Annotated in this window: 15 protein-coding genes and 1 tRNA gene; 5 read left to right on the top strand and 11 right to left on the bottom strand. The window is 64.4% G+C overall.

Annotated features, from left to right (window positions below):
- Nucleotides 1-122 precede the first annotated feature (122 nt).
- Together JOD27_RS07700 and JOD27_RS07695 are read left to right on the top strand one after the other, a co-directional pair.
- Nucleotides 123-554 carry a MarR family winged helix-turn-helix transcriptional regulator gene (locus tag JOD27_RS07700; protein ID WP_239566770.1) on the top strand — a complete coding sequence of 144 codons (432 nt, stop codon included), beginning with the start codon at nt 123-125 and terminating at the stop codon, nt 552-554.
- Nucleotides 555-582: 28 nt separating this feature from the next.
- Nucleotides 583-667 (top strand) — tRNA-Ser (locus JOD27_RS07695).
- 102 nt (nt 668-769) lie between these two features.
- Here JOD27_RS07695 and JOD27_RS07690 read toward each other — a convergent pair.
- The 6 genes from JOD27_RS07690 to JOD27_RS07665 form a co-directional block, all read right to left on the bottom strand.
- A complete protein-coding gene (locus tag JOD27_RS07690; RefSeq protein WP_204761427.1) occupies nt 770-2,020 on the bottom strand; it encodes a tyrosine-type recombinase/integrase in 1,251 nt (416 codons plus the stop codon).
- On the bottom strand, nt 2,020-2,190 hold the full coding sequence (locus JOD27_RS07685; RefSeq protein WP_239566769.1) for a helix-turn-helix domain-containing protein: 171 nt from the start codon (nt 2,188-2,190) through the stop codon (nt 2,020-2,022). Before JOD27_RS07685 ends, JOD27_RS07690 begins: the two co-directional genes overlap by 1 nt.
- Before the next feature lie 27 nt (nt 2,191-2,217).
- Nucleotides 2,218-3,834: a replication initiator gene (locus JOD27_RS07680; RefSeq protein ID WP_204761425.1), complete on the bottom strand. Its 1,617-nt coding sequence runs from the start codon at nt 3,832-3,834 to the stop codon at nt 2,218-2,220.
- Nucleotides 3,831-5,183 carry an FtsK/SpoIIIE domain-containing protein gene (locus JOD27_RS07675; RefSeq protein ID WP_307829986.1) on the bottom strand — a complete coding sequence of 451 codons (1,353 nt, stop codon included), beginning with the start codon at nt 5,181-5,183 and terminating at the stop codon, nt 3,831-3,833. Before JOD27_RS07675 ends, JOD27_RS07680 begins: the two co-directional genes overlap by 4 nt.
- 545 nt (nt 5,184-5,728) lie before the next feature.
- Nucleotides 5,729-5,995 carry an AMED_5909 family protein gene (locus JOD27_RS07670; protein WP_204761423.1) on the bottom strand — a complete coding sequence of 89 codons (267 nt, stop codon included), beginning with the start codon at nt 5,993-5,995 and terminating at the stop codon, nt 5,729-5,731.
- A 283-nt stretch (nt 5,996-6,278) separates the two neighbouring features.
- Nucleotides 6,279-6,755, bottom strand: coding sequence for a hypothetical protein (locus JOD27_RS07665; protein ID WP_204761422.1), 477 nt, complete (start codon nt 6,753-6,755; stop codon nt 6,279-6,281).
- 196 nt (nt 6,756-6,951) lie between these two features.
- Here JOD27_RS07665 and JOD27_RS07660 point away from each other — a divergent pair, with 196 nt between their 5' ends.
- Nucleotides 6,952-7,794, top strand: a complete 843-nt coding sequence (locus tag JOD27_RS07660) for a GntR family transcriptional regulator (RefSeq protein ID WP_204761421.1) — start codon at nt 6,952-6,954, stop codon at nt 7,792-7,794.
- Nucleotides 7,791-8,504, top strand: coding sequence for an HAD family hydrolase (locus JOD27_RS07655; protein ID WP_307829985.1), 714 nt, complete (start codon nt 7,791-7,793; stop codon nt 8,502-8,504). The genes JOD27_RS07660 and JOD27_RS07655 overlap by 4 nt, the downstream gene beginning before the upstream one ends.
- Here JOD27_RS07655 and JOD27_RS07650 read toward each other — a convergent pair.
- The 4 genes from JOD27_RS07650 to JOD27_RS07635 all read right to left on the bottom strand — a co-directional run bounded on the left by JOD27_RS07650 (nt 8,496) and on the right by JOD27_RS07635 (nt 13,720).
- Nucleotides 8,496-9,350 carry a DUF4435 domain-containing protein gene (locus JOD27_RS07650; RefSeq protein ID WP_204761420.1) on the bottom strand — a complete coding sequence of 285 codons (855 nt, stop codon included), beginning with the start codon at nt 9,348-9,350 and terminating at the stop codon, nt 8,496-8,498. The genes JOD27_RS07655 and JOD27_RS07650 overlap by 9 nt on opposite strands.
- Nucleotide 9,351: 1 nt before the next feature.
- Nucleotides 9,352-10,989: an AAA family ATPase gene (locus JOD27_RS07645; RefSeq protein ID WP_204761419.1), complete on the bottom strand. Its 1,638-nt coding sequence runs from the start codon at nt 10,987-10,989 to the stop codon at nt 9,352-9,354.
- Between the two features lie 501 nt (nt 10,990-11,490).
- Nucleotides 11,491-13,008 carry a M28 family metallopeptidase gene (locus tag JOD27_RS07640; protein WP_204761418.1) on the bottom strand — a complete coding sequence of 506 codons (1,518 nt, stop codon included), beginning with the start codon at nt 13,006-13,008 and terminating at the stop codon, nt 11,491-11,493.
- 79 nt (nt 13,009-13,087) lie between these two features.
- The gene (locus tag JOD27_RS07635) at nt 13,088-13,720 is read right to left on the bottom strand and encodes a GNAT family N-acetyltransferase (RefSeq protein ID WP_204761417.1); all 633 of its coding nucleotides are present in this window, start codon (nt 13,718-13,720) and stop codon (nt 13,088-13,090) included.
- A 44-nt stretch (nt 13,721-13,764) separates the two neighbouring features.
- Here JOD27_RS07635 and JOD27_RS07630 point away from each other — a divergent pair, with 44 nt between their 5' ends.
- Nucleotides 13,765-14,730: an NAD(P)H-quinone oxidoreductase gene (locus JOD27_RS07630; protein WP_204761416.1), complete on the top strand. Its 966-nt coding sequence runs from the start codon at nt 13,765-13,767 to the stop codon at nt 14,728-14,730.
- Here the strand turns inward: JOD27_RS07630 and JOD27_RS07625 are convergent.
- Complete coding sequence (locus JOD27_RS07625; RefSeq protein WP_204761415.1) at nt 14,714-15,358, bottom strand: class I SAM-dependent methyltransferase; 645 nt, start codon at nt 15,356-15,358, stop codon at nt 14,714-14,716. The two genes, JOD27_RS07630 and JOD27_RS07625, sit on opposite strands and share 17 nt — an antisense overlap.
- Nucleotides 15,359-15,375: the final 17 nt, after the last annotated feature.

Below are 15,375 nucleotides of genomic sequence, written 5' to 3'. Positions count from 1 at the left end.
GCAGCAGTCTGCCGCCCGCACGCGCCGTTTGCCAGAGAAATGACTCGATCGTCATGCGCGGGTTTAGCCTTGTTCGCGTGACACCTAGTGAGCAGGAGCCGCGCTGGCTCGACGAGGGCGAGATGCGAGCGTGGCGCACCTACGTGAACGGTTCCTCCATGCTCATGGACCGCCTGCACCGAGAGCTGCAGGACACCCATGGCGTGTCACTGGCCGACTACGAGATCCTCGTGCGCCTGTCCGAACAGCCCAACCACCGCATGCGCATGACCCAACTGGCCGAGGACGTGGCCTCCTCGAAGTCCCGCGTCTCCCACCAGGTGGCCCGCATGGAGAAGGCCGGCCTCGTGCTGAGGCGCGAGTGCACCGAGGACGGCAGAGGCGTCTTGGCCGAACTGACGCCGAAAGGCATGGCCCAGCTGGTGGAAGCAGCTCCGACACACCTGCGCGGCGTCCGCGCCCACATCGTCGACCTGCTCTCTCCCGAGGAGGGCGAAGTGCTGGCGAAGGTCTTCGACCGGGTCATGACACACCTGCGGGAGTCGAACGGCTAGGCTTCTCGGCTGACGCCACCGGCGTCGGGGAAGCGTGGCAGAGCGGCCGAATGCACCCGCCTTGAAAGCGGGAGACGGGCAACCGTCCGGGGGTTCAAATCCCTCCGCTTCCGCAGCTCAGAGGGGCTGTGAAGGTTTGTCGGAGACCTTCACAGCCCCTCTGCTGTAGCAACGGGTGTAGCAACGCCCTCAGCCCAGCTCGTCCGTGAGCCGCTTCAAGGCCTCCCGCTTGTCCTCAGGGAGACGGCCGCGTAGATCATCATCGTCACTTCGATGTTCGAGTGGCCGACGATGTCCCGGACGATGTGCGGCGGCACGCCGAGCCTCAGCAGCAGCGTCACGCACGAGTGCCGAATGTCGTGGAACCGCACGCCATCCAGGCCTGCACGCTTCCGGATCGGGTACCAGCTCGCTCGGAGGTAGGTCGGATCGATCGGCCCACCGGTGAGTGTGGTGAAGATCAACCCGGACTCCTCCCACTTGTCACCAGCTGCGTCCGCTTCGTCGTCCTGGAGGTCCCAGTGGTCCACGAGCGCCCAGGCGACGAGGAGCGGTAGCGGCATGACCCGCTCCGACCGGTCTGTCTTCGGCGGGACGAACACCAGCTTGGTTCCAACTCGCTGAAGCGTCTGGCGGATCTGCAAGGTGGGCGAGTGCCGCTCCGCGCAGTCCTCGCAGAAGTCGTCCGCGTGCTCGTCACACGGCTCGTCCCACCCGTCCCAATCGATGTCCTTCCACCGCAGGCCCAGCAATTCACCGCGCCGCATCCCGAGGTAAAGCGCGAGAACGTACAGAGCCTTCAGCCGGTCGTTTGCCGCCGCCTTGAGTAGCGCCTTCGCCTGATCGGCGGACAAGCCGCGGTTGACGTCGTACCGAGGTGATTTGACTTGCACGAGCTTGGCGACGTTCCGCGGGATGACTTCCTCCCGCATCGCGTGCGCCAGGGCGTTCCGCAGGACCGCGTGGATCTGCTGAATGGTCCGGTCCGACAGCACCGTCTTGCAGCACTTTCCCTTGGCACAGCAGCGCTGAGCGTCCTTCGGCCGGTTGGCGTCGAGCTTCTCCGCGCAGCACCGGCAGTCGTGCCTCAGTCGCGTGATGAACGTTCGCACGTCCTGCGCTGACAGCCGATGGAGCTTCTTCGTGCCGAGGTTGGGCACCAGGTGCCGCCGGACGACCACGCCGTATCCCTCGACCGTCCGAGGCCTCTTCGTGGCGACCACGTTGGACATCCAGTACTTGAGGTAGCTCTCAACCGTCCACGTCTCCGCAGCTACGGGGATGCCGGCGTTCGAGTCCGCGATCTTCTTGCGGAGCTTCTTCCAGCACTCCCCCTCCTCAGTTGCCGAAACAGTGACGCGCTTGCGATGCCCGGTCGTGGTGAGCACGTAGGCCGCGCCAATCCACATGCCGTCTTTGCGCTGGTAGGCCGAGCCCTCACCGTTGGACCGCTTGCCCCTGGCCATCACGCCGCCTCAGAGATCAGCCGAGACAGGTACTCCTCAACGGACTGAGCCGGAACCCGACGACTCCCGCCGATCTTGACCGAGGGCAGCTCACCAGCCCTGATCAAGTCGAACACCTTCGTCCGACCCACCCGAAGGGCACGAGCGACTTCCTCGACGCGGTACACCATGTCCTTCATCTCTTCCCCCTTGGTTGATCAGGCCGCTTGTGGAGTTGCCGAAAGATCTGGCGGTCCGGCCGCGAGCAATGCGCGGTCGTACTCGGCCTTCCACGTCACGCGCTGAGCGATCGCACGCATGAGCAGATGCGCCCGTGGCGGCACGTTCGGATCACCAGGCCGCACCTTGTGCCAGACGAGCCGCGCCGGGTCCTTCTCGGGCTTCTCGATCCCGACTGCCTTGAGCGCCTGGAGCACGAACCGTTTCCGGTCAGCCTTGTGGTCCGCGAGGGTCTTCCCCGACCACTTGCGGGACACCAGAACCCGCCGCCCAGGCAGCCCGAGCGTGGCCCTGCGGTGAGCCCGCCCCTTGCACCGTCCGGCAGTCATCCGCGAGTTCGCCCCGCGTGGCTGGACGCCGTACAGGAGCCAGTTCGCGCACCGCTCCGAGCACGGCGTGACGGCCAGCTCGTCCGCCAGGCGGTCCGCATGCCGGCGTTGCCGTTCGGTGTCCTGCTCGACCACCTCACCGATGGACTTGGTCAGGTACTTCGTCAGGTAGCCGATGAGGCGCCCAGCTTCCTCGGAGCCGCCGAGGATGCCTTTAGAGTGCACCTGGCGCCCGAACCGCACGACGTGCGCCGGTTCCTCGACCTCCGCGTCTTCCCAGGCGGTCAAGGCCCTTCCGGTGTCCGGGTCGATGAACGCCTTGGCGTTGCTGTCCCAGACCGGCAGCCGGTCGATGTAGACACGTTCGTCGTGCTTCGGCCACCAGACCTGGTGGTAGGTAGCCGCCGTGACGAGCCGGATCACCTCATGCGGGATGGAGCCGCGGAGTGCTGCGTGTAGGTGCGGCGCAGCACGCTTCTGGGGCTCGACCGTGGCGAAGTACTGGACATCCCAGCCAACGACCCGACGCAGGTTCTGCCACCACCGGTCGACGAGCGACGCAAAGTGCACGGCATCCCTTGCCGCACGGCGGTAGTCGTAGCTGTCCGGGTCCACGGGCGTACCGTTGTCGCGCACCTTGCCGTAGGTGTCGAGGGTGAGCGTGACAAACATCGAGGGGCGGAAGGCTCCCGCGAATTCCCGCCCAACCGTCCGCTTCTCCACGCGTCGCCGAGGCAGGTCCGGCGCATCCTGCCGCCGCTTCGTCGAGCGCTTCACAGGCCGCTTGCCGGGGTCGTCCGGCGAGGGCAGGCGACCACGGACGCCGAGTTGCCGAAGTTCTTCGTCGACGCTGTGGATCTCCTCCCGCAGCTCGTCCGCGTGCGCCGAGCCGTTCTCTTCCTTGTAGGCCTTCACGAGGTCCGCGCGGTACGTCAGCAGCTCCGTCTGGTCCTTTGTGGGCGGTTCCGGGGTGAAGTCCGGCTCAACGTCCATGTGCCAGCCCTCGCGGCACTGAGCCATCCGCAACGCCTTGGCCTTCTTCGCACAGAGCTTGCAGACGCTCTCAACCGTCGAGCCGCACGGCACCGCGACGTACCGGACCTCGTAGGACTCGTGGTCTTCAACTTCCATCGTGAACGGCCGGACGCACACGCCGTGCTGCTCAGCAGCGGCCTTGGTGACGTCGAGCGCGGCCGGTTGCCTCATCCGTTCCGCCCGCGTCTGACCTGCAACATCGGCCGGGAGGGTGGTGATGTTCGTGCTCATGCCGCCCTCCGCTCTGTGCTTGCAGGGAAGTCGTGAACGGTCGCCGGGGCAAGGAACAGGCCGAGCTCGACCAGATCCGCGTCCGTGACGTGGAAGGCCCGAGCCCTCTCCGGTTCGCGCTGCCCCTCTTCCTTGAGCCACGCGACACCAGGCGTGTTCTCACTGATCTCGTGAGCCGCCGCGCCGCGTTGCCGAACGCCGTCACCCAGGACCATGTCCACCTGAATCGGCTCGTCCAGCCGCAAGGCAACGCGGGTCGTGAACAGGTGGCGGAAGCTCACGATCTCCTTGCGCGGGTCCTGCACCAGCGCCACCGTGGCGACACCGGGAGCGCGTCCCTGCGAGCTGATCGTCTGCACCGCGCGTGCCGCACGTTCCCTCAGCTGCTTGTCTTGTTGGTAGGCGATCAGGTCCGCCAGCTCGTCGACCACCAGGACCGTGAACGGCTCACCAGCGGGCCGCGTCCATAGCCGACGAACACCCCGGTACCGCGAGGCCCGAGTCTTGACCTCGGCCGCGATCTCTTCCAGCAGCTCAACCGCGTCTGGCCCGTTGTCATAGACGACCTTGTCGAAGGCGTCCGGACACTGCCCGAGTTCCATCCCGCCCTTGGGATCGATGCCGACGAGGCGAACCAGGCCGGCACGAATCGCGGGAGCGAGCTGCCAGACAATCGACCAGAGCACCGAGCCCTTGCCCGCGCCAGGAACGCCGACCACGAGGACCTGCGAACCCAGGAGCTTCAACCGCCACGGCCGACCTGTCTCCGTCACGCCGATGACCAGCTTCTTGAGGTCGATGTCCGCGGAGTCATCAAGCCGCGGGACAGCCACCGGCCGGGCGAGCGGGTCAGCGTGGATGAAGTCGAGTTCGAGCAGCCGAGGCTTCAACACCCGCACCCGGCAGGACCGGGCGTTGAACGAGTGCGCCAGATTGTCCCGCCGCGCTTCCCACTGCTCCGGTGATTGCGCCGGGATCATCCGCACACGCACCTTGTCCCGCCAGCCCTCAGCACGGACGCGGCGCAGCACGGGCCGGTACTCCTTGCCCCGGTTCTCCTTGGCTAGGTCCGACAGCCGCATCACCGTGCGCCACTTCGGCACGTAGACCGTTGCCCGCCGCCACTCAGTGACGATCCGGTACCAGCAGTGCCGCAGGAACGACCGCCGATGTAGTCCGTACCAGACCAACAGCGCGGCAACGAGCGCGAGCAGCGCCAAGACCAGCGGCGAAAGCCCGAAGTTCCGGTAGGCCAGAAGCCCGAAGACGGCCACGCCGGCCGCGACCGGGTACCGCAGCCCGAGGAGGACCAGACGGACGCCGAGCCACACCGCGAACCCCGCCAACACGAACGGCAGCGCAACGACCTTGGCCCACCGAGTAAGCCATATCCACCAAGGAAAGCGCGGCCGAGCACCCTCGAACGGAGCCGGATCAACCCACTTCGTCCCGCTCATCGCGCACCGTCCAAGCACGCGACGCACTCAAAGACACTGCCTACGCTCGGGATGCGACCGACAGGCCGGAATGCGTCCTGACCAGTACCGCACTGACGCTTACAGGACAGGCACTCGAAGCCTTCAGCCTGTGCCTGCGTGAGGTCGAGGCTGACGAGTCCCCCGTTCTCCAGCATCACGGCGAACGTCGAAACAGTCTGTTTGCTGGCGATCAGCCGGTCCCAGCGTTGTTGTTTCAGGGCCTTGTCTGGCGCACAGGTACGTCCAGGCTCTACGCTCATCATTGTTCACTCCCACGTTGGGTGGACAAGCGCAGGAGCGGCATGGTTGGTAGCCGGTTTCCGCTTCTGCGCCCACGTTTCCCTTGTGCCGCAAGAAGGCGTGCGGCATCGCCACGTGACCCAGCATGATCACGCGCTCTGTCTAAAAAGGACTAATTAGGCCGTCGTCGACTTCTTGCCGTCGAGCTTCTTGTCGATTTCTTCGGCCTTCTCCCGCTCGCGGTTGGCCCAGTAGAGGGCTTCGTGGTGGTGCGCTCGATCCACCTCGGCGATCCGCGCGTACACAGCCGCGGAGCGCCGGTAAAAGTCCCGCATCACCTTGGGCGAGGCATTCGACGCAGGCATCAACTTGCTCACGACGTCATGCGCCTCCATCAGTGTGCGAGCCTCCTGCGCGGCCAACCATTGGTCCGACTTAGCCATGCTCATTCCTCGTCCTGATCAGCCAAGGCAACCCGCGACTGCTCGACCCGTGCCCTGCGTTCGAATTCCTCTGCCGCAAGCGAGCAGGCATGCCGAGCCCACAGGGGCACCGCCAGGTCAGCGGCCAAGATCCGCCATGCCTGCGCCACTGCCGAATAACCGAGAGCAAGACGGAGCACTGCCCGTGCATCCCCGATGCTGGAAGCGGCGAACAGCGCCGCCGTCTGCTCCGCGTACGCGGTGTTCCAGCGGGCGACCGCCTCACGTGACGGCCGCGCCACCGTCAGGCCGCCGTCTTCTGCTCGCTCTGGCCCTGCTGACCCGCAGGCTTGCCCTCACGCTTCGGCGGAGCGCCGACCTGCGGCGAGACGATGCCCGTAGCCCGGATCGTGAAGCCCTGGTACTTGAACCGGTCACCCATGACGCGCGGCTCGACCGTCAGCCCCTCGAACGCGACCGGCCGAACCTCGACACCGGGCATGACCTGCACCGCGTGCGGTGGGACGGGCTGGACGTCCGCGAGCACGGTCACGGTGACCGATGCGTCCCGCTCCTTCTCCGCCGACGGGTCGGTGACGACGACCTTCCACTGCCGCTTGCCCGAGCGTTCGTCGATCTTCTGCTTGGCCTGCTTACCGCGGGCCCTGTCCTCCTGGCTCATGTACTCCATGTCCGGAGCGACCTCACCGACCATCAGTGCGCCCATCGGAAAGACCTGGTCAAACGCCGCCTCGAAGCGCGTGCCGTACGGAACCGCCATGACAACCTCCCTAGCCTCGCTAGGTCGCCTGTACGACCTAGCCAAGTTACAAGCTAGCTAGGTTGTCTAGCCAAGTCAAGCAGATGGCCTTTCACTGGTTGAGCTAGCTCACTAGGCGGGCTAGACAACATCTCCTACGCTGGTGTCTCGCGCCCTACATTGAATTTCGAGACACGAGACACCGAGGAGACGGAGCATGGCGCTCGACCCGGACGACCCGCGCCCGCCGTATGTGCAGGTGGCGAACGCTCTGCGGGCAGCCATCCTTACCAAGGTCTTCAAGGCAGGGGACAAGCTTCCCTCGCGTGCTGAGCTGGCGAAGAAGTACGAAGTCGCGCCGATGACCGTGCAGAACGCCCTGCGCGAGTTGCGCGATGAAGGCCTGATCGTCTCTCGGCAGGGCAGCGGCGTCTTCGTCCGCGAGCGCACCGAACGCCCGGTTGGCTTGCGCCCGCACATCGAGCGCGCCTTCGAGGCCGAGCACGTCACCATCGATTTTGCCGGCTTCTCCGGCGAGACCCTGCAAGGCGTCATGCAGGAGCCGCTAGACAAGATCCGAATCGGCCGGCTGACGCCCGCCTCGATCAACATCCGGATGCTCGTCCCGGACACGACTCAGCCGTGGACGATCCCATGCCAGGTCGAGGACTTGCAGGACAGCCCAGGCTTCCGCAAGCGCATGGACGAGATCATGCGCCGCCACACCCTCGCGATCGTGGACAACGTCCAGGAACTCGGAGACCTTGGCCTGGTCAAGGACGTCGCAGTCGAGATCAAGGTCCACCGCGCCGCACCGTTGTTCAAGCTCTACCTGCTCAACAACGAGGAAGCCTTCTTCGGCTTCTATCCCGTGCGTGAGCACGTGATCCGCTTCGACGACGAACCGAAGCCGATCTACGACCTGGTAGGCAAGGAAGCCATCCTCTTCCATCACAGCGTCACCGACGACGACACCAGCACCGGAAGCCAGTATGTCGAACAGGCTCGCATGTGGTTTGACTCGATGTGGAATACCGTCTCGACGGAGTATCAGAGGTGACCAAGGGCCAAATTTCGGTTGATGATTCTACAACACTGCTTTCCATGTTGGCAAGTGCGGAAGCTCTATTCCTCGATTTCGATGGCCCGATCTGCTCCGTATTCGCTGGATTTCCCGCACCTTTAGTGGCAGAACAACTCCGTAACCTCTTGGCAGTGGCTGGCGATAAGGGTCTTCCGCCTAAGGTTCAAAAGAGTAATGATCCATTTGAAGTCTTCGGCTTTGTAGCCAATTCTGGCTACGATCACGCACGCTACGCAGAAGCCGCATTGCGCGCCCACGAGGTGGAAGCCATCGCAACTGCCGAGCCTACGGCGGGAGCGAATCGCCTCATTCGCACATGGCACGCTAGCGGCCGTAAGGTGGCGATTGTCAGTAACAATAGTGCGGCAGCTGTTGAGGCATATCTTCATCGTTACAGCCTGATGCCCTATGTTCATTGCATCTCTGCGCGCACGGAGGCAGATCCGAGGCTTTTGAAGCCGAATCCGTTTCTGCTTCGTCAAGCTAGTGATCGGCTTGATACGGCAGCCACGAAGAGCGTGATGATTGGGGACTCACTGTCAGACATTCAAGCGGCTCAAGCTGCCGATGTTCCTGTGATCGGCTACGCAAATAAGCCTGGCAAGTTGAATGCTTTCAAACTTGCAAGGCCTGATGCGATCATCAAGAGTATTGCTCTGATCGCAGGTCTGGCATCTCTAGTTTGATGAGATCTGCAACTGGAGGCTTAATCGCGACCACCACGGCGTATCCACCACGAAGTCAAAAGACGCAGTTAGTCGCAGCACTTGAGCGAGGAGTTCTCCGTTCATTTCCTGCTTTTTGTAGGAGCCAAGGCGGGATCGCAGCATTACCGCAAGTATGGTCAACGCATCGCGGCCGCGGTAGCGAGGTTTCCCTGTATACGGGCAAACGGAGTCCTCTGCCGCAGCCGCAGTTAGTACGTCGATTCGGCTAGCGGACGAGTCAGGTGAGCACGACAAAAGCGCATCGCACAGCGGTGCGATAGGTAAGGAAACGGCTGAACCCTTCTTGTCCTGAACTCGACCAGGGAGATCGAGGGCATCAAACCTTAGTCCCCAGCTTTCGTTAGCATTTTGGCGGCGGATTCGCGCGAGCGGATAAGAGAGTTCAACAATGGTAGTGCGGACGTTGGATGATCCGCCGTAAGACTCGACCTTTTCGTCACTGCCGAACTCGTCAACCACAGCGTCGAAAGCCTTAGTCTGAATTAGCATCGATTCAAGATCAGCGTTATCGTACGTCACCACAGTTGTCACTGACGAGTGAGCCTCGATTACGTCATCGAAATCGCGATCAACGAGGCACGCGACTTTGAGTGTTCCATATTCAGCCAACTTGACCGCAGCTTCCAGCACATTGCTGCGCGTGCCAGCGATAAACGGTACCACGTTAAGTCGTCCTAGTAGGCGCGAGCACATTCTGGCGTCTGTAACGCCTTCCACCACCACAATCGGATCCATCGTGGATTGGCGGTGAAACCGAATTCGGTCGGCGAGCAGATCGTATTTGCGGAGTGATGATTCCGTCATCCTAAACTCCTGCGCTGAGTTCTTCGACGAGATCCCATCGGCCATTCACAATGGCAGTGCTGTGGGTCGCAAGTACAATCTGCAAGTTGTTAACGTGTGCGATGCGCTGGACGTCAGTAACAAAGGCGTGTTTCCAAGCAGCGTGTAGTGAAATCTCGGGCTCATCAATAAGCACTAGGGAACCAGGCTCAGCCGCAAACAGGAGCATGGTGTAGAGCGCCAGTAGATGCTGCTCTCCGGAAGAAAGCATCCCCACGGTAATAGGCTGGCCATTCGGATCCTTAAACAGCAACGATCCATTCACATCAAAGATCATCTCCTTGGCGATCATCTTGTTTCCGACGATTTCGCGCAGAAGCTGAAGTTTCTCGTGTACGGGCAGCAGCGGACCAAGCTTTTCGACCCAATCATCGAGAAAGACGTCAAGGATTCGCCGCTCAGTGGGGTTGCTGCCGCCAATGGGTAGTGCCACCCCTATTGTTTCCTCGGTTAGCCCGTTCTGGTGTAGTTCCTGGTGGAGATTGGATATGTTTTCGTAGCGCTCTTTGAGAACGGCTTCGTTCACCTTGGCTCGCGCCTTGTCGAGAGCCTTGGAAACAAAACTTCTGTCAGCGCGTTGAGATATCGCAAGAGATCGACGACGAGCCTCACTAATCAGCGATCGAATGCGCTCGACGTACTCGGTGATCCTTGCGATAGTTTCGGAGCGTCCCCGCCGCGGATTTCGCCCCGGATCACGCCTCGTTGGACGTTCTTGCCCGTATCCGCTAGTGTCCAAGCGAGCTGTGGCGATAAAGATTGACCTAGCGGTTGGCTTGAATTGCGCTAACCAGTCGGGTTGTTTCTTCTTGTGCTCGTCGTCATTTGAGGCGAATGGATTCCTGGCCCGTTCGCGTGCAAAGTTTTCCAATACAAACTGGTGGGTGTAGTAATCTCCGTCTTGCAGGTCAAACCAAGTGTCGTTATCGACCCTTCTTAGCCAGTCAGGCACATCGAAGTGTAGTTCGGGTTCGAGTTCTACTGAGAATGAGGGAACGGTACGGGCGCTTCTCTTGCCTGTAATCACAGCACTTGTGTGACCCGTCTTTGTGTTCCTTGTTAGTTTGATGCTGTTTCCAGGACCGTATTTCGCCTCTGTGGATGCGATAGGCAATTTGACGACGGAGGCAAAGTCAAGGTCGTTCATTCCTTTGAGTATCTTGAGCACGTGGGTTTTTCCGCTACCGTTCAGGCCGGTGAGGATGGTTACGCGCTCATTGATTCGGAGTGTAATATGGTGGTTCAGATCGGGGCGTCCGAATAGGCCATTGACGGTCAATGCGGTCAGCTGTGGCATAGCTCCTCCAGTGCGCAGACCAGCGATCGTAGCTGCTTGTGTTGCCGAATTTGGCTCTGTGGGATCAAGGCGCGCCGCCGTCGGCGGCGCGCACGGGCCCGTCACGTTGCACCGGCTCCCCATCCATCCCGGCACGCCGGGCTCCCGCTTCGCTCCGCCCGTCGGCCGGACGGCGCGGCCGGCGTCCATCCACGGCAGCGCGCCACCAACGGCGACGCGCAGGAGCTCCCAGCACCCAGGCGTCAGGACGATCGCGCGATCCAAGACCTGACCGAGCCGGGCACGGCGATCGACGCCCGCCAACGCTCCGCGTCATCGGCCACCGGACATGCCAAAGCCGCCCCACCGTGGACCAGCGGGACGGGACAACCACCAGGCCAGCTACCCAGAACGAGGTGTAGCTACGGGTGTAGCAACGGTCCGGGACGGGTTGGGACGGGACAGCATCCCTGACCAGGCAACACCGATAATTGCGGACTACCCCGAACGAACCGGAACAGCCAGATGCAGCCTTGAAAGCGGGAGACGGGCAACCGTCCGGGGGTTCAAATCCCTCCGCTTCCGCGAGTGGTGAAGTGTGTCGACGGAAAGCGTCGACCATTCCTGGCTCCAGGTGTTTTCTCGGGGCCGAGTCCCCAGACCCCAACCGGGGCTCCGCCCCGGCCCCCGGATGGCGTTCACAGCGTCTGGCATCACCCGGACATGGGTCAGCTGCTCCAATTGGCGACCCTGGGTCAACAGCAACGAGCCCGCGTGGGCTGAACGATCTCGAACCGCCCGTTCGAGATCGTTCAGCCCGATCAGTTACGCGACGGCGTCGTGCGAGTGGTCGTCGTGCACTTCGGCCTTCATCAGAGCGGCGGACGAACGGACCTCGGCCCGATCCTCGCGCGGCGGCACGCCGTTGACGTCCTCAGTGGACACACCGTAGGCGGCCGTCACGAACGCGATGGCGCCCGCGTTGCGGCCGAGTGCCACGCGGTCGAGGTTGCCGAGGTTGTCGCACTTCGAGTGGTAGCACGGGTCGTAGGCGACGCCGGCGGTGCCGCCCCACTTGGCTGCCTGTGCCGCGGTCTTGACGCCCTCGGCACCGGTGAACAGGCCACCGGCGGGGATGCCCTGCGCGATGAACTCGCCGTAGTCGGAGCGGCCGGTGAAGTCGCTGCCCTCGGTCGGGACGCCCTTGGCCACGAAGTAGTCGGCGAAGGCCTTCTCGATCTGCGCCGAGCCGTACGGGCCCGCTGGGGCGCCGACACCGTCGGAGTTGTCGCCGTCGTAGATGAAGTACGCGGCGTTCGGCGAGGCGACCATGTCGAAGTTCAGGTACAGCGCGATGTCCAGCTGCTGGTCGAACGACAGCGAGCGGACGTACTCGCGGGAGCCGATCAGGCCGCGCTCCTCCGCACCCCACCAGGCGAAGCGGATCGCGTTGTCGATCTTCGGGCGCGAACCCAGCTGCAGGGCGGTTTCCAGCAGTGCCGCGGAGCCGGAGCCGTTGTCGTTGATGCCGGGGCCGACCTCGACGCTGTCCAGGTGCGAGCCCGCCATCACGACGTTGTTGGTGCGCCCGGTCCTGGTCTGCGCGATGACGTTGCGTTGCGTGCGAGTCTCGAGGTGGTAGCGCATGTCGACGGTGATGGCCGAGCCGGCCTTCGTCGCGAGCGTGGTGCCGTCGGCCTGGGAGACGCCGCCGGTCGGGATCTTGCCGGGGTTGGTCAGCGTCACGTTCGACAGCGGGCCCGCGACGTTGTTCGAGACCAGCACGGCGACGGCGCCGGCGGCGAACGCGTTGAGGTGCTTCTGCTCGAACGTGCACCCGCCGCGGCGGATCAGCGCGACCGAGCCGGTGAAGTCCTGGCCGGCGAAGTCGGACGCTTCGCAGCCCGTGTTGGCGTCCTCCGGGACGACGCGCAGCGGGCCCGTCACGCCGCCGACCGGGGTCTGCGGCGAGGCGGTCATGACGAGCGCCTCGTAGCTCACGCCGTCGACGCGGGCGAGTTTGGCGTCGGCGACCTGGATGTCGAAGTCGAAGGTCGGCGTCGAGACGATGAAGCCCTCGTCGCGGAGCTTGCCGGCGACGTAGTCGACGCTCGCGTCGTAGCCGGGGGTCAGGGCGGCGCGGGTGCCGCCGTTGCGGTCACCGATGCGCTGCAACGCGATCAGGTGCCGGTTGACACCTTCGACGGTGACCTTCTTCGCGAGCTTCTTGGCGAGGGCCGGGCCTTCCGGCTCGGCGGCGGAGGCGGCGGAGGCGGTGGCGGTCGGGGCAGCGACGAGTGCGGAGATGGCAAGCACCGTCGCCAGCTTGGATCTGCCAGACATGAACGATCCCCTTCGTTCGAGAGTCTGCTGAACCCTCACAAAAAGGAGACCTGGGCCACAACCTCCGCCCGTCGGGTGTTCAGCTGGTGAGCAGCTGAACACACTCCGCGAGGCCATCGACCGACACGTTCCACTCGGGGCGCACGAAGTTCTCGGCGTCCAGACGCAGTCGCACGTGCTCAAGGCGTTCGCCGCGGGGCGCGACCCCGATCGTGCCGTCCTGGACGTAGCCGAGCTTCTCGCTGACCCGGTTCGACGCGCGGTTGCCGACCCACGCCGCCGAACGCGCGATGCGGGCGCCCAGGTGGTCGAACGCGAACTGCAGTACGGCGGCCCGCATCTCGGTGCCGAAGCCGTGGCTGTGGAACTTCTGGCCGATCCACGACCCCGTCTCGACCTCGCGCAGCGCCGCGAAGTCCCGCGCACGGACGTCCTGCGCGCCGATGACCTCGCCCTCGTGCCGGATCAGGAACGTCACCGACCAGTCGTTCGCCGCCAGCTTCGCGCGGTTGCCCCAGAAGAACTGGATCGCTCCCCGGCCGCCGTCGTTGGCCAGCCAGTCGGTCCACGGCACGCTGAACGGCATCTCCGCCGGGTCGTGCACGCCGCCCTTCGCCACCTCGACGAGCTCGAACAGCCCTTCGTCGTCGTCTGGGCGCAGTTCGAGGCGCGGGGTGCGGAGAACCAGGTGTCGCAGAGGCCAGGCGTCCATGTTCCGATGGTGCCTTCGGCGTCCAACGGATTACGGTCGACTGTATGCGTGCCATCACTGTTCGCGAACCCGGCGGCCCGGACGTGCTCGAGTGGACCGAGGTCGCAGACCCGGTGCCCGGCAAGGGCGAAGTGCTGATCGACGTCGCCGCGAGTGCGGTCAACCGCGCGGATCTCCTGCAGCGCCAAGGCTTCTACCCTCCGCCGCCCGGTGCGTCGGACATCATCGGCCTGGAGTGCTCCGGCACGATCGCCGCGCTCGGCGAGGGCGTGACCGGCTGGAACGTCGGCGACGAGGTGTGCGCGCTGCTCGCCGGTGGCGGTTACGCGGAGAAGGTCGTCGTTCCGGCACAACAGGTCCTGCCGCTGCCGAAGGGGGTGGACGTCGATACAGCGGCCGCCCTGCCCGAGGTCGCGTGCACCGTGTGGTCGAACGTCGTGATGGACGGCAAGCTCAAGACCGGCGAGACGTTCCTCGTGCACGGCGGCGCCGGCGGCATCGGCACGCACGCGATCCAGGTCGCCAAGGCGCTCGGGGCGACCGTCGCGGTCACCGCCGGGTCCGACGAGCGGCTGCGCAAGTGCGCGGAGCTCGGCGCGGACATCACCGTCAACTACAAGACCCAGGACTTCGTGGCCGAGGTCAAGCAGGCCGACGTCGTCCTCGACAACATGGGCGCCGCCTACCTGCCCCGCAACATCGACGTTCTCGCCCCCGACGGCCGGTTGATGATCATCGGCATGCAGGGCGGGGTGCAGGGTGAGCTGCCCATCGGCAAGCTCCTCAGCAAGCGGGCGATGGTGATGGCGACCGGACTGCGCTTCCGCAGCGTCGACAGCAAGGGCGCGATCGTGGCGCAGGTCCGCGAGCACCTGTGGCCGTTGATCGAGAGCGGTGCGGTCAAGCCGATCGTCGGGCGAACGGTCCCGATGTCGGACGCGGCAGAAGCCCACCGGTTGCTGGAGGCGAGCGACGTCTTCGGGAAGGTCCTGCTCAAGCGAGAGCGGTAGCCGCGGCGAGCGAGGTCCGGGGAGCCGTGCGGAACTCCAGCTTGAACTCCTCGGACCACCGCGTGAGCACAGCCTGTTCGTCGGGCCGGTCGACGTCGTCGACCAGGACCGTCGCTCCGGGCGCCAGCACCGCGCGCAGCACGGGCAGCGCCGGATAGCGCGAGTCGCCGAACCCGGGGCCGTCGACGAGCAGCAGGTCCACCAGACCGAACCGGTCGATGTACGCGAGCACCTCGTCGTGCACCTGCTGCGGCGCGTACCACTGACCGTGCCGCGACAACGCCGCCGGATGCCGGGACAGCGGCGCGTGCACGACGCGCGCGACCGATCCCAGCCCTTCACGTCGCAGCTGCGAAGCGACGAACGCGGCCGTGCGTTCGTCGTGCTCGATCGACAGCAGGTGCCCGAACCCTCGCTGCCGCAGCAACCGGGCCAGCAGGACGGAAGACGAGCCGCAGCCGAGTTCCACCAGCACGGTCCGGGCGCCGAGCACGATCTCGTCCATCACCGCGACCAGCGCCGCCGGCCTCAGGTCGCCGGAGGACCACGGCAGGTACTCCGTGTTCAGCGATCCGATGCGCTGCAGGGCCGAGAGATCGGCGAGCTCGCGAGCAAGCGAGTCGTCCAAGCAAGATCTCCCAAGTC

Source organism: Lentzea nigeriaca (assembly GCF_016907955.1).
GTDB classification, from domain to species: domain Bacteria; phylum Actinomycetota; class Actinomycetes; order Mycobacteriales; family Pseudonocardiaceae; genus Lentzea; species Lentzea nigeriaca.
This window is presented reverse-complemented; position numbering and strand designations above follow the sequence as displayed.